This is a genomic window from Moraxella porci DSM 25326 (genome assembly GCF_002014855.1).
Lineage (GTDB): Bacteria > Pseudomonadota > Gammaproteobacteria > Pseudomonadales > Moraxellaceae > Moraxella > Moraxella porci.
Genome location: NZ_MUYV01000015.1, coordinates 12,387 through 32,279, shown reverse-complemented (window position 1 = coordinate 32,279; position 19,893 = coordinate 12,387). Strand labels below are relative to the sequence as shown.

Annotated in this window: 15 protein-coding genes; 13 read left to right on the top strand and 2 right to left on the bottom strand. The window is 48.6% G+C overall.

Annotation, left to right across the window (positions count from 1 at the left end; all coding sequences use genetic code 11):
• Positions 1-10 precede the first annotated feature (10 nt).
• The 13 genes from dxr to exaC all read left to right on the top strand — a co-directional run bounded on the left by dxr (position 11) and on the right by exaC (position 16,678).
• Positions 11-1,249 carry a 1-deoxy-D-xylulose-5-phosphate reductoisomerase gene (gene dxr / locus B0681_RS09810; RefSeq protein WP_078318549.1) on the top strand — a complete coding sequence of 413 codons (1,239 nt, stop codon included), beginning with the start codon at positions 11-13 and terminating at the stop codon, positions 1,247-1,249.
• Positions 1,246-2,622 (top strand): RIP metalloprotease RseP, encoded by a 1,377-nt coding sequence (gene rseP, locus B0681_RS09805; RefSeq protein WP_078318548.1) that lies wholly within the window; start codon positions 1,246-1,248, stop codon positions 2,620-2,622. The genes dxr and rseP overlap by 4 nt, the downstream gene beginning before the upstream one ends.
• 182 nt (positions 2,623-2,804) lie before the next feature.
• On the top strand, positions 2,805-5,228 hold the full coding sequence (gene bamA, locus B0681_RS09800) for an outer membrane protein assembly factor BamA (protein WP_078318547.1): 2,424 nt from the start codon (positions 2,805-2,807) through the stop codon (positions 5,226-5,228).
• Entirely contained in the window at positions 5,228-6,241 is a 1,014-nt protein-coding gene (gene lpxD / locus B0681_RS09795) for a UDP-3-O-(3-hydroxymyristoyl)glucosamine N-acyltransferase (protein WP_078318546.1), read from the top strand. The genes bamA and lpxD overlap by 1 nt, the downstream gene beginning before the upstream one ends.
• Before the next feature lie 17 nt (positions 6,242-6,258).
• Positions 6,259-6,774 (top strand): 3-hydroxyacyl-ACP dehydratase FabZ, encoded by a 516-nt coding sequence (gene fabZ / locus B0681_RS09790; protein ID WP_078318545.1) that lies wholly within the window; start codon positions 6,259-6,261, stop codon positions 6,772-6,774.
• 44 nt (positions 6,775-6,818) lie between these two features.
• Positions 6,819-7,592: an acyl-ACP--UDP-N-acetylglucosamine O-acyltransferase gene (lpxA, locus tag B0681_RS09785; protein WP_078318544.1), complete on the top strand. Its 774-nt coding sequence runs from the start codon at positions 6,819-6,821 to the stop codon at positions 7,590-7,592.
• A gap of 291 nt (positions 7,593-7,883) precedes the next feature.
• Positions 7,884-9,371 carry a sodium-dependent transporter gene (locus B0681_RS09780; RefSeq protein ID WP_078318543.1) on the top strand — a complete coding sequence of 496 codons (1,488 nt, stop codon included), beginning with the start codon at positions 7,884-7,886 and terminating at the stop codon, positions 9,369-9,371.
• A 9-nt stretch (positions 9,372-9,380) separates the two neighbouring features.
• Positions 9,381-9,509, top strand: coding sequence for a methionine/alanine import family NSS transporter small subunit (locus tag B0681_RS09775; protein WP_078318542.1), 129 nt, complete (start codon positions 9,381-9,383; stop codon positions 9,507-9,509).
• A 273-nt stretch (positions 9,510-9,782) separates the two neighbouring features.
• Positions 9,783-11,387: a cytochrome ubiquinol oxidase subunit I gene (locus B0681_RS09770; protein ID WP_078318541.1), complete on the top strand. Its 1,605-nt coding sequence runs from the start codon at positions 9,783-9,785 to the stop codon at positions 11,385-11,387.
• Between the two features lie 8 nt (positions 11,388-11,395).
• The gene (gene cydB / locus B0681_RS09765) at positions 11,396-12,535 is read left to right on the top strand and encodes a cytochrome d ubiquinol oxidase subunit II (protein WP_078318560.1); all 1,140 of its coding nucleotides are present in this window, start codon (positions 11,396-11,398) and stop codon (positions 12,533-12,535) included.
• Between the two features lie 31 nt (positions 12,536-12,566).
• On the top strand, positions 12,567-12,689 hold the full coding sequence (cydX, locus tag B0681_RS09760; protein WP_078318540.1) for a cytochrome bd-I oxidase subunit CydX: 123 nt from the start codon (positions 12,567-12,569) through the stop codon (positions 12,687-12,689).
• Positions 12,690-12,900: 211 nt separating this feature from the next.
• Complete coding sequence (gene dsbD, locus B0681_RS09755; protein WP_228143902.1) at positions 12,901-14,850, top strand: protein-disulfide reductase DsbD; 1,950 nt, start codon at positions 12,901-12,903, stop codon at positions 14,848-14,850.
• Positions 14,851-15,166: 316 nt separating this feature from the next.
• Positions 15,167-16,678, top strand: coding sequence for an acetaldehyde dehydrogenase ExaC (exaC, locus tag B0681_RS09750; RefSeq protein ID WP_078318539.1), 1,512 nt, complete (start codon positions 15,167-15,169; stop codon positions 16,676-16,678).
• Between the two features lie 182 nt (positions 16,679-16,860).
• Here exaC and B0681_RS09745 read toward each other — a convergent pair whose 3' ends face one another.
• Together B0681_RS09745 and B0681_RS09740 are read right to left on the bottom strand one after the other, a co-directional pair.
• Positions 16,861-18,372 (bottom strand): alanine/glycine:cation symporter family protein, encoded by a 1,512-nt coding sequence (locus tag B0681_RS09745; RefSeq protein ID WP_407661981.1) that lies wholly within the window; start codon positions 18,370-18,372, stop codon positions 16,861-16,863.
• A 415-nt stretch (positions 18,373-18,787) separates the two neighbouring features.
• Positions 18,788-19,893 (bottom strand): autotransporter outer membrane beta-barrel domain-containing protein (locus tag B0681_RS09740; RefSeq protein ID WP_158077937.1); only part of this gene is annotated, 1,106 nt, incomplete at its 5' end.

Here is a 19,893-nt window from a genome sequence, read left to right as displayed (position 1 = left end):
GGGGTAGATCATGACAACAGCGCTACAGTCCTTGGCAGTGCTTGGTGCCACAGGCTCTATTGGTGATAGCACCTTATCTTTGGTGCGTGCGCATCCTGATCGCTATCAGATCTATGCACTCACTGGCTTTGGTCGTGTGGATAAGCTGTTTGAATTGGCGTGTGAATTTCACCCAAAAATCATCTGCACGGCACCAAAGCATCATCACGCACTCAGTACCCAAATTCATGAGGCAGGTCTTGACACCAAGGTGCTGTGTGGTGATGCAGGCTTAATCGCCATCGCATCAGATCCCAAGGTCGATACCGTCGTGGCCGCCATCGTCGGTGCAGCAGGTCTTGGCTCAACTGTCGCGGCAGCCAAAGCAGGCAAACACATTTTATTGGCCAATAAAGAATCTTTGGTGATGGCAGGGGAGATGGTGATGCCACTTGCCAGACGCTATGGTGCGACCATCTTACCGATTGATTCAGAGCATAATGCGATTTTTCAGTGTCTGCCAAAGGCAGTGCAGCTTGACAATCATGCCATCCATGAGTCAGCACATGGCATCAGGCAGCTGTGGCTGACAGCATCAGGCGGTGGTTTTTTGGATAAGTCCATCAATGAGATGCGTGAGGCAACCGTCAGTCAAGCAATAAAGCATCCCAACTGGTCAATGGGTCAAAAAATCTCCATCGATTCAGCGACGATGATGAACAAAGGACTTGAGCTGATCGAGGCATGCCATTTGTTCAATCTTACCGAAGCACAAATCAAAGTCGTGATCCACCCAAACAGCGTCGTGCATTCATTGGTAGAATATGTCGATGGCAGTTTTTTGGCGCAGCTGGGCAGCCCTGACATGCGCACCCCGATCGCGCACGCACTGGCTTATCCAGAGCGCATCGAGGCTGGCGTCGCCCAGCTGGATTTGTATCAATTGGCTGAATTAAAATTTATGGCACCAGATTTACAAAAATTTGCCTGTCTAAAGCTTGCCCGAGATGCTGCCAAACAAGGCACGGGCGCGTGTATCACGCTCAATGCTGCCAATGAGATCGCCGTCGCTGCTTTTTTAAATGAACAAATCAAATTAACAGACATCGCGCTGATCGTTGAGCGGTGTTTGAATGACGATGCCATCAAAGCGCAGTTCGATCAGGATTTTGCTGATGAGAATCAAGGTCTTGAGCGCATTTTGGCGATGGATGCTCTTGTGCGTGATATGGCTCAGCAAAAAATCGCCCAACTGGAGCGCTTGGCATGACGGCGATATATATGATCTTGGCGGCGATTTGTGTGCTGGGGCCATTGGTGGCTTTGCATGAATTTGGCCATTATATTGTCGCGCGGCTGTGCGGTGTCAAGGTGCAGACCTATTCCATCGGGTTTGGCCCAAAACTGATGGGCTGGAAAAGTCGGCGCTCGGGCATCGAATATCAGATTGCTGCCATTCCTTTGGGCGGCTATGTCAAGATGCTTGATGGTCGTAATGAGACAGTGCCAGATGAGCTAAAGTCAGTGGCCTTTGATCAGCAGCACCCCCTTAAAAAAATCGCCATCGTCGCAGCTGGCCCCATGATGAATTTTATCATTGCCATCGCGCTATTTTGGGTGCTATTTTTATTTCCCAGTGAGCAGTTAAATACGCGCATTGGCCAGATTCTGCCAGAGTCACCTGCTGCCAATAGCGCTCTTGTGGTCGGCGATCGTTTGGTCAGCATCGACGATAAGCCTGTAGAGACTTGGCAAGAGACGGCCTATGCACTGGCTGCCAAGATGGGTGAAAGCACCGCCATCGATGTCGGCATCGAGCGTGATGGACAACCGCAGCAAGCTCAAGTGCAGGTACAAAATTTCATGCAGCCAAACGATGGCACGCGTGATCCTGTAGATCCTTTGAGTAGTCTGGGGGTGCTGCCGTATCAGCCAGTGATTGAGCCTGTGGTCGGTGAAGTGGTGGCAGATGGGGCTGCTGCAATGATGGGGCTAAAGGTCAATGATCGCTTCACTGCCATCGATGGTGTGGCGATACAGGATTGGCAAGCTGCTACCAAGATCATCCAACAAAGCCCTGAAAAGATGCTGACTGTCCAGATCATCCGCGAGGGTCAAGCCCAACAGATCCAGCTGATGCCGCGTGCTGTCCAGACCCGTGCAGGCACGGTAGGGCAGCTTGGCATCCGCCCAAAGATCGATGCCGATGCATTGATTCCACCTGACTATCTGACCACCATCCATTACACGCCGATGCAGGCGCTTCATCAGGCCTTTGGGCGCACTTATGATTTGTCGGTGATGACTTTAAGCGCGATGGGCAAGATGGTCACGGGAATGATTGGCATTGAGAATTTATCTGGTCCGATCACCATCGCCGAGGTCTCAAAGACCAGCTTTGAGTTGGGATTTAAAGAGGTGCTTTCTACTGCTGCCATCATCAGCCTTAGCCTGGCTGTGCTGAATCTGCTGCCGATCCCCGTGCTTGATGGTGGGCATTTGTTGTTTTATACTTATGAGCTGATCCGCGGTAAGCCGATGAGTGAGACCGTGCAGCTTGCGGCTTTTAAAATGGGTGCGGTATTGCTTTTTTGTTTCATGGTACTGGCAATCAGTAACGATATCCTGCGAGTTCTTGGCTGAGCGACACAATATCAGCCAATTAACAAAAAAATTCACCTTTTTTGACAGGAAAAGCTTGCCAAATTTGGTATTTTGGCTTACCTTTACACGGTATTAAATCGGTTATGAAAATTTTTGCAACAATTTTGATGTAAATTTTCTGCCAATGTTAAAAATCTTAAAAATTAAGTTTGGATAGACTTATGCGTAATTCATATTTCAAAGGTTTTAGACCGAGCGCTGTGGCCTTGGCAGTGACGATGATGATGGCAACTCAAGTGCATGCTGCTGATGTGGTGGCCAATGACATTGCCATCAGTGGCTTGCAGCGCATTACCATCGACAGCTTGCAGACAGTTTTGCCGTTTCGCTTAGGTCAAGTGGTGAGTGATGCACAGCTGGCTGAGGGTGTGTCGGCATTGTATGCCACAGGTCACTTTTCAGATGTGCAAGTATATGCCCAAGATGGTCGCATTGTCTATCAAGTCACCGAACGCCCACTGATCGCTGAAATTAACTTTGAGGGCAATCGACTGATCCCAAAAGATGCATTAGAAGAGGGTCTGCGTAACGCAGGTTTGGCCGTCGGTCAGCCGCTCAAACAAGCGACCGTGCAGATGATCGAGTCGGAGCTATCGAATCAGTATATGATGCAAGGCTACTACAATACTGAGATCACCATTAAACAAACTGAACTTGATGGCAACCGCGTTAAGCTTGACATGACTTTTGCTGAGGGCAAAGCTGCGCGCGTGGTGGACATTAATATCATCGGTAATCAGCATTTTAGCGATCGTGATCTGATTGATGAAATGGCGATTAAAGATAACAAAATCAATCCGCTGTCCAAGGCCGATCGCTATAGCCAAGAAAAGCTGGCGGCAAGTCTTGAGAGTCTGCGTGCCAAATATCTGAACGAAGGCTTTGTGCGTTTTGAGGTCAAAGATGCCAAGCTCAATATCGATGAAGAAAAAAATAAAGTATTCGTCGAGATCTCAGTGGATGAGGGCGAGCAGTATCGTTTTGGCCAAGCCAGATTCATGGGCGATTTGACTTATCCAGAAGATCAGCTAAATCAGCTATTGGGCTTTCAGGCAGGCGATGGCTATTCACAGGCCAAGCTTGACCAGACCACGGCAGACATCAGCACCAAGTTTGGTGATGATGGCTATTATTATGCCCAAATTCGACCTGTCACGCGCATCGATGACGCCTCTCGTACGGTGAATGTCGATTATTATATCGACCCTGTGCGCCCTGTGTATGTTCGCCGCATCAATTTCACGGGCAATTTTAAGACCCAAGATGAAGTGCTGCGTCGCGAGATGCGTCAGCTAGAGGGTGCATTGGCATCGAACCAAAAAATCCAGCTGTCACGCGCGCGTCTGATGCGCACAGGCTTTTTTAAGAATGTTACCGTCGATACGCGCCCTGTGCCAAATTCACCAGATCAGATCGATGTTAACTTCACCGTCGAAGAGCAGCCATCAGGCTCATCGACCATCGCAGCAGGCTATTCTCAAAGCGGTGGTGTGACTTTCCAATTTGATGTCTCTCAAAATAACTTTATGGGTACGGGTAACCGCGTCAATGCCGCGTTTTCTCGCTCTGAGACCCGTGAGGTGTATAGCCTTGGTATGACCGACCCGTATTTCACGGTCAATGGCGTCTCTCAAAGCATCAATGGCTACTACCGAAAAACCAAATACGATGATAAGAACATCAGTAACTATGTACTTGACTCGTACGGTGCTTCCTTAAGCTATGGCTATCCGATTGATGAAAATCAGCGACTAAGTGCTGGTATTAATATCGATAACACCACGGTGCGCGGCGGCCGCTATATGGGCATCAGCAATGTTAAGCAGATCATGGACGATGGCGGTGAAGTATCTGTCGATGGCAATGGCATCCCTGATTTTAAAAACGACTATACCACCTATAACGCCATCTTGGGCTGGAGCTATTCTAGCCTAGATCGCCCTGTATTCCCAACCAGTGGTATGAGTCATAATGTTGATTTGACCTTAGGTTTTGGCGATAAAACTTTCCAAAAAGCCGTCTATCAGGGCAATATCTACAGACCATTCATCAAAGATTCGGTACTGCGCGGCTATACACGCTTAGGCTATGGCAATAATTTGCCGTTTTATGAAAACTTCTACGCCGGCGGCTATGGCTCGGTGCGTGGTTATGATGCTTCAAGTCTAGGTCCGCGTTCACAGGCATATATTGCAGCCAGAAGTGGTGATCGCTATACACGAGGTGAAGTTGTTGGTGGTAATGCTTTGGCAACTTTTGGCGCGGAGCTGATTTTGCCATTGCCATTTAAAGGTGATTGGGTGGATCAAGTGCGGCCTGTGATCTTTGTCGAGGGCGGTCAAGTGTTTGACACAACAGGCATGGATAAAGAGACGATCGACCTGACCCAATACGGCGATTCGGCTGCCACCGCCACCAGTTATCCGCTGCTTGAGCAAGATAAAGAGTTCCGCTACAGTGCTGGTGTTGGTGCGACTTGGTACACACCGATTGGCCCACTGTCCATCAGCTATGCCAAGCCGATCAATAGCAAAGACACGGATGAAACCGATAAAGTCCAGTTCCAAATCGGTAGCATATTCTGATGATCAGCATCGATCAGATTTTCAAAGCCATCGAAGAGCGTCAGGGCGTATCAAATCGCTCTGAACATGATGGCAGCCGCCAAATCGAGGGTGTGGCAAGCCTTACAACTGCCAATGCTGCACAAGTGGCGTTTTTGGCACAGCCAAAATACCTAAATGAATTGGCAAGCACGCAAGCAGGCTTGATACTGATTTCTGAACAGTATGTCGATAAAGCCAAGCAGATCAATCCTGATGCTGCCTATGTGATCGTCAAAGATGCGTATTTGGCTTATGCCAGCATCAGCGGCCTATTTGCTCTATCGATCAGTGCAGGCATCCATCACACTGCGCAGATCGATGACTCGGCCGTCGTCCCATCGGATGTCAGCATCGCGGCCAATGCCATCATCAAAAAAGGTGCGACGATCGGTACAGGCACGACGATCGGCGAGGGTGTGGTTATCGGTGAGGATGTGAGTATCGGTGCGGAGTGTCACATCGATGCCTGTGCCGTCATCCATCATGGATGCATCATCGGTGATCATGTACGCATCCATAGCCATGCTAATATCGGCTCTGAGGGATTTGGTTTTGCGCCTGCATTTAGCGATGGACAGATGCAGTGGCAGCGCATCGCACAGCTGGGTCGGGTGCGTATCGGCAATCATGTTCGTATCGGCAGTCATACTTGCATCGATCGCGGTGCTGTCGATGACACTGTCATTGAGGATCATGTCATCATCGATAATTTGGTGCAGATCGCGCATAATGTGCGTATCGGTGCAGGCACTGCCATCGCCGCCAAAGTCGGTATCGCAGGCAGCACCAAAATCGGCAAAAACTGTATCATCGGCGGTGCGGTCGGCATTAGTGGGCATCTGACCATCACTGATGGCGTCACACTGACCGGAATGACGATGGTGATCAGTGACATCCATGAGGCCGGCACTTATTCATCGGGCACTGCCGCCATGCCATCACTAAAATGGCGCCGTGCAGCGGTCAAATTCCGCCAAATGGGCGAGAAGTAATATTTTAAGGAATGATTATGTCAGTATCAAATATTGATTATGAATTACTGAGCGAAGCTGATCTGGCGATGCTGGCTGAACGCGGTGTGACTCTGCCACTTCGCTATGATCAGATTAAGCATTATCTGCCGCATCGCTATCCATTTATGCTGATCGATCGAGTCACTGCTTGCCGTCCTGATGAGTGGATTACAGGCTATAAAAACATCAGCATTAACGAAGAGCTGTTTAATGGCCATTTTCCTGACAATCCAATCATGCCAGGCGTGTTGATGGTCGAGGCGATGGCGCAGCTGTCAGGGATTTTGGGGTTTATCAGCGCAGGCCAAACTTCAGAAGATGGCTATCTGTATCTGTTCGCAGGCGTGGATAAGGTGCGCTTTAAAAAACTGGTCACGCCAGGCGATCAGCTGGTAATTCGCTCAAAAGCCATCATGAACAAAAGAGATATTTATAAATTTGAATGCACCGCGCATGTCGATGGCGCTCTGGCGTGCAGTGCTGAGATCATGATCGCTCGCCAAAAAGTGTGATGCTTGACGGTTCTCATTTTTGCATTCATCCATAAGGGGCAACCATGACCATTCATCCTACCGCCATCATTGACCCGAGTGCCGAGATTGACCCAACGGCTTCGATCGGGCCGTATTGCATCATCGGCAAAAACGCCAAAATCGGTGCCAACACCCTGCTGCGTCGCCATGTCATCATCGGCGAGAATACCACCATCGGTGCGTATAATGACATCTATCAATTTGCCAGCATCGGCGAAAATCCACAGGATCTGAAGTATGATGGCGAAGAGACATTTTTAGAGGTTGGCGATCATAATCGCATCCGTGAAGCTTGCACCATCCATCGCGGCACAGCACAGGATCAAGGCTTGACCAAAATCGGCAGCCATAATCTGTTGATGGTCAATGTTCACATCGCACACGATTGCATCGTTGGTGATCATAATGTCCTAGCCAATAATGTCGGCGTGGCAGGGCATGCACACATTGGCGATTATGTCATCATCGGTGGTCAGTCGGGTGTGCATCAATTTTGTCGCATCGATGATTATAGTATGATCGGTGGTGCCAGTCTGATTGTCAAAGATGTGGCGGCATTTGTCACTGTCTCGGGCAATCCTGCCAAAGCACATGGCATCAATAAAGAGGGCATGCGCCGCAAAGGCTGGTCGGCTGATACCATCAAAGCCATCGATGAGGCCTATCGTGTGGTATTTCGTTCGGGGCTTTTGCGCGATGAAGCGCTTGAACAGCTGTCTGCATTGGTCGAAAAAGAACCCAAAGTGCAGCTATTGATCGATTCGATCAATAGCAGCCAACGCGGATTGGTGCGTTAATTTGACTTAAGCGTGTTCTGAAACCTGTAACGATTTGTTGCAGGTTTTTTTCTTTTGATTATATTATTTGTTTGACATTTTTTCGTGATTCATACAAACTATACTGGTCGTTTTGTGACTTATGATTAACTGCAAGCTGATGCGTGGTTGATCGTGGCCAAAACACTATAATTATTTGGGTGCGGATTTATGCTGATTGCAGTTGATGAAATGATCATCATCAATGACGGCATAAGTTTCGCAAAGCAGGATTAGCCGTGCTTGGCATGGCGATAGGATTGGAGAGCAAAGATGTCGGCACAACGAGAAAGTTGGTCAGCACGCTCTGGCTTTATTTTGGCAGCGGTCGGATCTGCTGTCGGTTTGGGTAATATTTGGCGTTTTCCGTATGTTTCTTATGAAAATGGCGGCGGCGCATTTTTTATTCCGTATTTGATTGCTTTGGCAACCGCAGGTTTTCCATTGCTGTTTTTGGATTATGTCGTCGGTCAAAAGTACAAAGGTGCGCCGCCGACAGCATACCGTCGTATGGTCAAATCAGCCGAAGGCATCGGTTGGTGGCAGGTGGCGGTGTGTACCATCATCGGTATTTATTATGCATCGGTACTGAGCTGGGCGGGTAGCTATACGCTGTTTGCCTTTGGTCAAAAGTGGGGTGAGGACACCGAAGGGTTTTTCTTTAACACCTACCTTCAAAACGCCAGCGAGATGACGTTGAGCTACTCATCAGAGCTGTTGATCGGCCTTGTTGTGGTTTGGGCGATCGTGCTGCTGATCATGTATGGCGGCATTAAAAAAGGCGTTGAGCTATCAAACAAAATCTTCATCCCGCTACTGGTGGTGATGTTCGCGATTTTGGTGGCTCGTGCGGTGACTTTGCCAGGTGCGACTGTGGGTTTGGATACTTTCTTTAATCCAAACTGGGAAAAGATGGCCGATCCAAAAGTCTGGCTAGCTGCGTATGGCCATGTCTTCTTCTCAATGTCGATCGGCTTTGGTATCATGGTGACCTATGCGTCTTATCTGAACCGCAATGCCAACTTGACAGGCTCAGGTTTGGTGGTCGGTTTTGCCAACTCATCATTTGAGCTATTGGCGGGTATCGGTATCTTCTCTGTGCTTGGCTTTATGGCACAAGCATCAGGCGTGCCAGTGGCGGAAGTGGTCAAAGGCGGCATCGGTCTTGCCTTTATCGCATTCCCAAAAATCATCTCAACAATGGGCGATGCTGGTCACATCGTCGGTATCTTGTTCTTTGCCTCATTGACCGTGGCAGGTATCACCTCGATGGTATCTATCCTACAAGTACCAATCTCAGCAGTGCAGGATAAATTCGGCTGGTCAAAAAACAAATCAGTCACCATTGTCGGCCTAGGCTCTGCGATCATCTCGATTGCGATGTTCGGCACCAAAAATGCCATCACTTTCGTCGATATCGTCGATAACTTTGCCAATAACATCGGTATCGTACTTGGCGCGATCTTGTCGATCATCTGGGTAACTTGGTTCAACCGCAATAAGCTACCAACCTTGATCAATCACATCAATGGCATTTCTAGCATCAAGGTCGGTTTTGTATGGTCATTTATGCTGACTGTGGTGACGCCACTGGTGTTGATCGTGACTTTGGCACTGTCGCTTCAGTCGCTATTCAAAGAAGGCTACGGTGGTTATCCATCGGATGTGCTATTGACTTATGGCTGGGGTGTGGTGATCATCTGTGCGATCGTCGCTTTGGTACTACCAAGAATTAAAGGCCATCACTCTCACGAAGAATAAGGAGTTATTATGGGTACGACAGCTTTGATCGTCATGGTGATCGCGATGATTGCGATCTGGGGCGGGTTGATCTTGTCATCGATTCACTTGATCAAAAATCCTGACATTGATATGGATAAAGTGCCAGCGGATCATTAATCGAAGGATTTGGATCCAACTCAAAACGCCGAGCAGCTGCTTGGCGTTTTTTTTGGCTTAGGCGGATTTGTGCTGCGCTTAATGAGGATTTATACGCCAAAAAATCAACCCAATGGTCATCAAAACATCGGTAGTATTCACCCCTGTTTTTGGTTATAATGGGGAAAATCTTGGTCAGGCTAAGGAGCGGTGACCAGCTTTAAGACTCATCTTATTTGATATAGCCATGCGGATATGGAGCATCGGCGGCTTGTCACGCTAAAGGGGTTTGGTATGATTACCGAGCATCTGGTCGATATCTCGCGGCTGCAGTTTGCCTTAACTGCATTATTTCACTTCTTATTTGTGCCTTTGACGCTTGGCATGACTTGGCTATTGGTCATCATGGAAGCAGTCTATCTCACCACAGGCAAAGAGATCTGGAAAGACATGACCCGATTTTGGGGTAAGCTTTTTGGCATCAATTTCGTGTTGGGCGTGACCACAGGCATCACCATGGAGTTTCAATTTGGCACCAACTGGGCGTATTATTCGCACTATGTCGGTGATGTGTTTGGTGCACCTCTGGCCATTGAGGGCTTGATGGCATTTTTCTTAGAATCGACGATGGTGGGGCTGTTTTTCTTTGGCTGGGATCGCATGTCTCGGGTGCAGCACTTTGCCACCACGCTGTTGATGGCCTTAGGCACGAGTCTATCTGCTTTGTGGATTTTGGTGGCCAATGGTTGGATGCAAAACCCTGTCGGTGCTGAATTTAACTATGAAACCATGCGCATGGAGATGGTCAGTTTTGCTGAAATATTCCTAAATCCAGATGCCCAAAACAAATTCGTACACACGGTATCAGCAGGCTATGTGACAGGCGCATCTTTTGTGCTGGGTGTCTCAGCGTGGTATCTGCTAAAAGGGCGTGATGTTGAATTTGCCAAACGCAGCTTTCATGTGGCAGCGGCTTTTGGTTTTGCAGCGATCTGTAGTGCCATCGTGCTTGGTGATGAGTCGGGTTATTCGATCGGTCAAGCCCAACAAACCAAACTGGCCACGATGGAGGCGATGTGGGAGACTGAGCCTGCACCAGCAGGATTTAACATCATCGCTGGCATCAATGAAGCTGAACAAAAGAACGATTGGGCGCTGCATGTGCCTTATGTGATGGGTCTGATCGGCACGCGCTCTGTGGATACCGAGATTTTAGGCATTCATGATATCAAAAAATTGAACGCTGATCGCATCATCAATGGCGTGACGGCGGTCAGTGCGCTGGATTTGATGCGTGAAAATAAGCTAAATGGCGTTGAGAATCCGCAAGCGCTGATTGAGATTTTTGAGGATCATAAAGAAGATCTGGGCTTTGGCTTATTACTCAAAAAATACACCGATGATATGGCAGATGTGACACCGCAGATGCTGTCACAAGCTGTCGATGACAGTGTGCCGCGCGTCACGCCGATGTTCTGGTCGTTTCGCGTGATGGTCGGCATGGGTATGCTGATGCTGGTGTTGTACAGTTTGTGCTTATTTTTCACCCTAAAAGGCAATTTTATGCAGAAAAAATGGCTGCTAAAATTTGCCCTGCTGATGCTGCCTGCGCCATGGATCGCCATCGAGGCAGGTTGGTTCGTTGCTGAATATGGCCGTCAGCCATGGACGGTGTATGGTGTGTTGCCAACGCATTTGTCGGTGTCGAATATTGATGTGAATAATGTCATCTTCTCGATGATCGGCTTTGTGGTGTTTTATATCATTTTGGCGGTCGTTGAGGTGTATTTGATGCTCAAATATGTGCGTCTTGGGCCTGCCAGCTTAGGCACGGGCAAATATTATGGCGAAAATAATTCTGTGCACTTGATCAACCCAACCGACCAACAAGGAGCATGAGTATGAGCATGTTATTAGATTATGAAGTGTTAAAGCTGATCTGGTGGCTGCTCGTTGGCGTGCTGCTGATCGGGTTTGCGATCATGGATGGCCACGACATCGGCGTCTGTACCTTATTGCCTTTTGTGGGTCGTGATGATGTCGAGCGTCGAGTGATCGTGAACACCATCGGCCCACACTGGGAGGGCAATCAGGTGTGGTTTATCACCGCAGGGGGTGCGATTTTTGCGGCACTGCCTTTGGTGTATGCCACAGCGTTTAGTGGATTTTATTGGGCGTTGATCGCTGCGCTTTGGGCGCTATTTTTCCGACCTGTGGGCTTTAAGTATCGCAGTTTGATCAAAAACCCCACTTGGCGCAATACTTGGGACTGGCTGCTGCTCGTCGGCTCAGCGGTGCCTGCATTGATCTTTGGCGTCGCTTTTGGTAATCTTTTGCTGGGTGTGCCGTTTAGCTTTGATCAAAATCTGGTCTCGACTTACACAGGTTCATTCTTTGAATTATTGAGCCCATTTGCCTTATTATGTGGTGTGGTGAGTGTGGCGATGCTGACCATGCAAGGTGGCGTGTATTTGGCGCATCGTACCATCGATGGCATTCAGGCGCGTGCTAAGACAGGCGCTACTTTTGCTGCCATCATCACAGTGCTGCTGTTCGTGGCAGCGGGATTTTGGGTGCGCAGTTTGGATGGCTATGTGATCAGTTCTGTGATCGACACCAATGCTTTGATCGATCCTTTATCAAAACAAGTAGAGCAGCAATCTGGCGCTTGGCTGAATAATTTTATGGCTTATCCTGTGCTATGGCTGCTGCCTGCTTTGGGGGTGCTGATGCCGCTTATCAGCGTGGGACTATTGAAGATCAATCAGACGCTGAGTGCTTTTGTGGCATCGAGCTTTGGCATCTTGGGCATCATTGCTACAGCAGGCGTGGCGCTATTTCCTTTTTATATGCCATCATCGAGTGATCTGCGTTCAAGCCTGACTGTGTGGGATGCCACCTCAAGTCAGATGACTTTGTTCATCATGCTATTGGTGGTGATTTTTCTGTTGCCTGTGGTGGTTGCTTATACCAGCTGGGGCTATGCAGTGATGCGTGGCAAGGTCACCAAGGCATACATCAAAGAAAACGAAAAAACGCTGTATTAACCACGGCGGAATGCAGATAAAGGAGAGGATTATGTGGTATTTTGCTTGGATATTGGGCTTGGGATTTGCGGTGCTGCTTGCGATTTTAAGCGCGGTTTGGGTGGAATTTGAACAAAGCCGTCAAGATGCTTTTTATAAAAAAGATGAGCAATGATGATTGGTTTTAGCCAAAGCCGTGCAAGAGTTACCGCCATCGCCTCAAGTTTTTGGGGCGATTTTGCTTTGGCGGATGTCATCAGCAAAAATTGCGCAAGGTCGGCGTGTTATAATACTATATTTGGATAAGTAAATTGGTTGGGGCTTATTCCCAAAGAGTGCTTGAAAAGTGCTTGATAATTAGGCAAATGAGCAAAAAGAGTGTGATCATGCAAAAAACTTGGGCATATTCTGTGATGCTGGGCGCGTGCTTGGCGACAGCGATGGTGGGTGCGACGCCTGCCTCTGCCAATTCGTTGGCGTCATTATTTGGGCAAGGCAGTACTCAGCCCAAATTTTTGCCTGTGCATGAAGCTTTTGCGGTGACGCCATCACAAATGGGTGATGAGCTTGTCGTGCAATTTACTGTGACGCCCAAGCATTATGTATATCAAGAACGGCTATCATTAAAGCTGCCTGAGGGCGTGACTGCCGAGGAGTGGCAATTTGATAAGACACCAAGCATCATCGATGATCCGACCTTTGGCGTGGTGCCTGTGTTTGAGGAGAATGTCACGGCGCGTGTGCGATTGACTGCAGCCAATGACATCCATCAGCAAGAGATTGGCATCCGCTGGCAAGGCTGCGCCAAAGCTGGTCTGTGCTATCCGCCCGAGACGACGACGCTAAAGGTGTCACTGGCAGGCATAGCAGGTGATGAACCATCGCTGCCTGTGCCAGTAACCGCGCAGCCTGAAGTAGCACCCACAGCAGCCTCTGTAACAGAAAATGAGCCTGTAGACACCCAATCCAAGTCAGCTGATTCGGCTGACAATGAGGAGTCTGCCCAGACTCTTCAGCAGCCCGTACCCACCGCCTCAGCCCAGCCCTTAGAGTCTGATAAAGGCAGGCAGACTGTTCATCAGCTGGATCATACTCTGCCAGATAGCCAGACCCCTGATTCATCACCACTGATCATGATATTGCTGTTATTTGTGGCAGGATTGTTGTTGGCTTTTACACCATGCATTTATCCAATGGTGCCGATCGTCGCCAACATCGTCGCCAAGCAACATGCCAAAGCCAATGCCAAGCGTGGCTTTATGCTGTCGGCAGCTTATGGCATCGGCGTGGCGAGTGCTTATGGTCTGCTCGGTGCGCTGATTGCTTGGTTTGGGCAGGCGCTTGGCATCGCAGCTTGGCTACAACGAGCTGAGGTGTTGATGGTTGCAGCAGCGCTGTTTGTGCTGTTTGCATTGATGATGTTTGGGTGGGTGAATGTGCGCTTGCCAAGCGCGATTTCTGATAAGCTGGCCGCTGGCGCTCAGGCCGCCGATGGTCGATTGGGAACACTGGGCGGTAGCTATGTGGCGGGTCTGCTGTCTGCGTTGGTGGTGTCGCCATGTGTGTCAGCACCGATGGCGGGGGCGCTGATGATGGTCGCTGCCAGTGGTCAGGTCTGGTTTGGTTTTTTGGCGTTATTTATGCTGGGGCTAGGTCTGTCTGTACCTCTGATGCTGCTTGGCGCATTACAGGGAAAATGGATGCCAAAGACAGGCGCTTGGATGCAGCATGTTCGCACGCTTGGCGGTTTTTTGTTATTGGCAGTGGCGCTGCTGCTGATTGAACGCGTGCTGTTGACGAGTGCGATGCTCGGGCTATGGGCGGCGTGGTTTTTGGCGTTGGCGTTTTGGCTGTTCATCAGTGTTGGGCGCCACAGTAGAGTTGTCAAATGCATCGCCATCTTACCGATGCTCTGGGCGATGCTGCTTGTCTATGGCATCAGCATCGGCTCGAACGATGCTTGGCGCCCGTGGTATATACCCAAGATAAGCCAAGCCCAATCTTTGCCTGATATTAGAGTATATACCCTAGATGAGCTTGATCGGGTGCTGTCTACCCACGATCGGGTGCTGGTCGATGTCACAGCCGATTGGTGCATTGAATGCCGCATCATGGAGCGCACGCTGTTTGGTGATCGCCCCGATGAACTGCATGCGTATCAAGTGGTAAAATTAGACATCACTGAGACAAATGAGCATAGCCGCGCGATCTTGGCACGCTATGAGCTCTTCGGGCCGCCAGCACTGCTGATTTATCATCAAGGCAAGCTCAAGCAGGTGCTGCTTGGCGAAACCAAGCCTGATGTCTTTAAAGCGGCGCTGTCTGACACACCATGATGGCTGCCTAAAGCCCGAAGAGATTCGGGCTTTTTCATGCCTTGTCTTAGATATTGGCGGCTGAGCTAAAAACTCATCGAATGACTGGCGCATGACAATTTGTTAAATATCGTTAACTTGTGAAAATCTGCTTGATTGCCATCAAAAAATCAGGCATGATGGAATTGCCGAAAACGAGTAAACTTGTTCACTCAATGCCAGATGTATGATGCTTGCTTTCGCGATCTGATTAATCGTGTATCAGATCAAAATCAGTATCATAAGATGGGCGGTTTATCGATCGGTATATTCATTTAAAAAACAAAGGAGCTGTTCAATGCGTTATGCCAATCCCAATACTGAAGGCAGTAAAGTTACTTTTAAAGAAAAATACGACAATTTCATCGGCGGCAAATGGGTTGCGCCAGTCAGCGGCGAGTATTTTGATGACATTTCGCCCGTTGATGGCAAGGCCTTTGCCAAAGTGGCCAAATCAGGTGCCGAAGATGTCGAGCTAGCTTTGGACGCTGCACATGCGGCCAAGGATGACTGGAGCCGCTCATCGCCAACCGACCGCGCCAATCTTTTACTAAAAATCGCCGATCGCCTTGAAGAAAATCTTGAACCTTTGGCGGTGGCTGAGACTTGGGAGAATGGTAAGCCCATCCGCGAAACGCTGGCGGCTGACATTCCTTTAGCCATCGATCATTTCCGTTATTTTGCAGGCTGTATCCGCGCCCAAGAAGGGGGTATTAGCCAGATTGATGAAGATACGGTGGCGTATCATTTCCATGAGCCGATCGGTGTCGTCGGGCAGATCATCCCGTGGAATTTTCCGATCCTGATGGCGGCATGGAAGATCGCACCAGCACTGGCAGCAGGTAACTGCATCGTGCTAAAGCCAGCTGAGCAGACGCCTGTCAGCATTATGGTGCTCATTGAGCTGATTGAAGATCTATTGCCTGCAGGCGTGCTCAATATCGTCAATGGCTTTGGCCCTGATGTCGGTCAGCCACTTGCCACCAATCCACGCATTGGCAAAGTGGCGTTTACAGGCTCAACCGAAATTGGCCAAAAAATCATGGAATATGCCACCGAAAATATCATTCCAGTAACACTGGAGCTGGGCGGCAAATCACCGAATATCTTTTTTGCCGATGTGATGGATAAAGATGATGAATTTTTGGATAAGGCGCTAGAGGGTTTTACCATGTTTGCGCTGAACCAAGGCGAGGTGTGTACTTGTCCATCGCGCGCTTTGGTGCATGAAAGCATCGCAGAAGAATTTCTCAAAAAAGCCGTTGAACGCGTCAAAAAGATCAAAACTGGCCATCCGCTTGATACAGACACCATGATCGGCGCACAAGCCTCCCAAGAGCAGCAAGATAAGATCTTAGGCTGCATCGCCAAAGGCAAATCAGAAGGCGCTCAAGTGCTGACAGGTGGCAGTGCGCGCGACGATGTGGATGGCGGATTTTATATTGAGCCGACCATTTTTAAAGGCGAGAACAGCATGGAGATCTTCCAAGAAGAAATCTTCGGCCCTGTGCTTGCTGTGACGACCTTTAAGGATTTTGATGAGGCCATCGCCATCGCCAACGACACCATTTATGGCCTAGGCGCTGGCGTCTGGTCACGCGATGGCACCACGGCATATCGTGCTGGTCGAGCCATCCAAGCAGGGCGCGTGTGGACAAACTGCTATCACATTTATCCTGCGCATGCAGCCTTTGGCGGCTACAAAAAATCAGGCATCGGCCGTGAGAATCACAAGATGATGCTTGAGCATTATCAGCAGACCAAGAATCTATTGGTTAGCTATTCACCAAAAGCAATGGGATTCTTTTAATCTGAATTGATCACATCGACTTTACATTGATGATAAAAAGCTTGGCTCAAATGAGTCAAGCTTTTTTATGACAAAATAATGCTAAGAACATAAACTGTGACATCTTAAAAGCGCAGATGGCGATTTACCACCCAAAACAAAAGCCCTACATCAGTAGAGCTTCTGTTTTGACTAAGGTTGAATTAGTCTTTTTTGTTTTTTAGCTTATCTTCCCAGAAGGTAGCATTGCGGATGCCAAGCTTTACAGGGTCGAAGGTGTAGTTGGTTACGCCAGCTTTTTTCTGTGCTTCATAGTCTTTTAGAGCAAGTAGTGTTGGTTTTGCCATAAAGAAGATAACCAAGATACCAACGATGTTCAGCCATGCGGTTAGACCCACGCCCACATCACCCATGTTCCAGATATAGCCTGCGCTGTTTACCGCGCCATAAGCGACAGCCAGCATCAGCACCAATTTGATCAAGAACAAAGCGATATTTGACTTGGCAGAACGGGTTAGGTAAGCGATATTGACTTCAGCGATGTAGTAATACGCCATGATGGTGGTGAATGAGAAGAAGAATACCGCCACCGCAACAAAAGTGTTACCAAAACCACCAAACACGCTAGATACAGCCATCTGAGTGAATGCAGGGCCGCTGATGGTGGTTGCAGCATCGACATTTTGCACTAGGAATTGACCATCAGGTAGTGTGCCTTGGATGTTGTACATGCCAGTCATCAGGATCATGAATGCAGTCGCTGAGCAGACGAATAGGGTATCAACATAGACAGAGAATGCTTGGACGATGCCTTGCTGGGCAGGATGCTGCACTTCAGCTGCTGCTGCATGGTGCGGGCCTGTACCTTGACCAGCTTCGTTCGAATAGACACCACGCTTCACACCCCAGCCAATGGCTGCGCCAAGACCTGCTTGAGCGGTGAAGGCATCGTTAAAGATCATGCTGATAACGCCTGGTATTTTTTCAAAGTTAAATAGAATGATCAATACCGCCATCAAGATGTAGCCAAGTGCCATAAATGGTACAATAAATTCAGCCACACGAGCGATACGCTTGATACCACCGAAGATGATTAGGCCAAGTAATACAACCACGACCAAGGTGACAATTAGGGTATTCATACCGATGTCACCAAATGATGTCGCGACTAGCTCACCTTCACCAGTGATACCAGTGATGGCTTTGACAACGCCGTTCGCTTGTACGCCTGGTAGGAATAGACCGCACGAGATCACGAATGAGATAGCGACTAAAATGCCATATGCTTTACCGATGCCGCCACCGAAGAATTTTTCGAAATAAAAGGCAGGGCCACCACGGTACTGACCATTATCATTGATCTTATAGATCTGACCTAGGGTAGATTCGACATAAGCGGTCGATGCACCCAAGAATGCCACCACCCACATCCAAAATACTGCGCCTGGACCACCAAAACCGATCGCCGCTGCGACACCAGCAATGTTACCCATACCAACACGGCCTGACAGTGCGACGACCAATGCCTGAAATGAGCTGATGCCTTCTGGAGATTCGTTACGTGCAAAAAGCAGGCTGATCATTTCTTTAAAATGACGAACCTGCATAAAACGAGTGAGAATAGAAAAGAAAAGACCGGCTGCCAAGCACAGATAAATCAGCGCAGGGCTCCAAATAATGCCGTTTAATGTGTTAATCATGCTTTCCATCAGCATATCCTTCAACAGTTGCATCAGCAAGTGATGCTTTTGATCAATCCGATCATCTAAAGACCATCTCGTCGATGAATAAGATAACCTTTAGATGATCAATCCATTTGTCCCAAGGGGATTGTATATTAACAAAATTTAACCAACATATAGCTGATTGCAACAAACGCACCTCGGATTGTTGCAATTTGCCATAAAATCGTGATAAAAGCCAGTAAAAATTTTAATAATTCGTAAAAATTTGTGAATAAGGGTGTATTAAATAAAAAATCTCTTGCTAAGTAAAGGCTGACCAACAGTTTTAAAAATCATAATAGACTGATGCAGTTTGGATAAGGTGGTTGGTGGAGTGTCACTGTCATAAGGCTGAATAAAAATTGGGGCAGCCATGCTTAGCCGCCCCAATCTTGGTATCTAAAAATTAAAATACCGATTTGATACCGATCACGCCACCGTGGCTTTCGTAATTATCACGCCATTGGCCTTGATAATCCAAGCTTAGGCTTGTGGCAGGGGTCAGTTGATACTGGATGCCTGCACCGAGCGTGCCAACGGTTTTGCCGATCTTGTGACCTGCGACACCAAATCGATGATCGCCAAAGCTGACAAAGCTGCCATCAATGTCGCTGCGCTTATCACCATTATCCACGCCGACAGATGCTAATGCTGCCAAGCGAAGTTTTGGTGTCACAGCCGCCGCAGCTTTGATACCTGTGGTGCTGGTTAGGCGCTGATATTTAGCGGCATCAATATTAAGATTGTAGGCGTCGGCTCCGGTTTCGATGTAGGCATCAGATTTGACTTGGCTATAATCAATCTTAACAAATGGCGTCAGATTGCGATTATCGCTGCCAATTTGATGAGAAATGCCAAAGCCTGCCTGTATGATGTCTGCATCATAGTCACTGTAAGCGACGGCTGAGTCAAAGCGACGCTCGCCTTTGATTTGGGCTGTACCGACACCAATGTGTGCATGTGCTGTGGTGTTGGCGATGCTATGATTGGCATACAGATAACCCATTAATGTGTCGGCTTGAGCGTGATGAGATGCCAAAGCTTGACTATCAGCATCATTCTCACCATAAGCGATGGCCAGACCGATATTGCTGTCATTGATGGCGGTGTCGGCACCTGCAATGACACCCCAAGCATTGCTATCAAAGCCAGTTAGGTCGTTTTGGGCGTCGAGTGTGCCAGTATTGCCGATGGCTTTTGCCCAGACGGTCTTATTCGGCTCGAAACTGCGCTCAAAAATGCTACCAGCAAAACGATCTACATCATCAGCCAGCAGTCGATTGACTGAACCAGATAGCAGTGGCTGCAGCTGTGTCGCCATATTGGCCAAGGTGGTGTCATTACCGTTGGTTGCATCGATGATTAGGGCATCCGCCAAAGTATTATCACCATCAGTCACTTTATCAGCGATAGCGGCATCCAACACCTGTGCCAAATTTTGTAAGGCAGGGCGGTGGTGGGTATTGACAGCATTTTCAAATTTGCCGATACTGGTAGGCGTAGGCGTAGGCG

Bases quoted from the DNA above. Each gene is read 5' to 3' on its own strand.
- dxr (WP_078318549.1), top strand. From the start codon at position 11: ATGACAACAGCGCTACAGTCCTTGGCAGTGCTTGGTGCCACAGGCTCT.
- rseP (WP_078318548.1), top strand. From the start codon at position 1,246: ATGACGGCGATATATATGATCTTGGCGGCGATTTGTGTGCTGGGGCCA.
- bamA (WP_078318547.1), top strand. From the start codon at position 2,805: ATGCGTAATTCATATTTCAAAGGTTTTAGACCGAGCGCTGTGGCCTTG.
- lpxD (WP_078318546.1), top strand. From the start codon at position 5,228: ATGATCAGCATCGATCAGATTTTCAAAGCCATCGAAGAGCGTCAGGGC.
- fabZ (WP_078318545.1), top strand. From the start codon at position 6,259: ATGTCAGTATCAAATATTGATTATGAATTACTGAGCGAAGCTGATCTG.
- lpxA (WP_078318544.1), top strand. From the start codon at position 6,819: ATGACCATTCATCCTACCGCCATCATTGACCCGAGTGCCGAGATTGAC.
- B0681_RS09780 (WP_078318543.1), top strand. From the start codon at position 7,884: ATGTCGGCACAACGAGAAAGTTGGTCAGCACGCTCTGGCTTTATTTTG.
- B0681_RS09775 (WP_078318542.1), top strand. From the start codon at position 9,381: ATGGGTACGACAGCTTTGATCGTCATGGTGATCGCGATGATTGCGATC.
- B0681_RS09770 (WP_078318541.1), top strand. From the start codon at position 9,783: ATGATTACCGAGCATCTGGTCGATATCTCGCGGCTGCAGTTTGCCTTA.
- cydB (WP_078318560.1), top strand. From the start codon at position 11,396: ATGTTATTAGATTATGAAGTGTTAAAGCTGATCTGGTGGCTGCTCGTT.
- cydX (WP_078318540.1), top strand. From the start codon at position 12,567: ATGTGGTATTTTGCTTGGATATTGGGCTTGGGATTTGCGGTGCTGCTT.
- dsbD (WP_228143902.1), top strand. From the start codon at position 12,901: ATGCAAAAAACTTGGGCATATTCTGTGATGCTGGGCGCGTGCTTGGCG.
- exaC (WP_078318539.1), top strand. From the start codon at position 15,167: ATGCGTTATGCCAATCCCAATACTGAAGGCAGTAAAGTTACTTTTAAA.
- B0681_RS09745 (WP_407661981.1), bottom strand. From the start codon at position 18,372: ATGCTGATGGAAAGCATGATTAACACATTAAACGGCATTATTTGGAGC.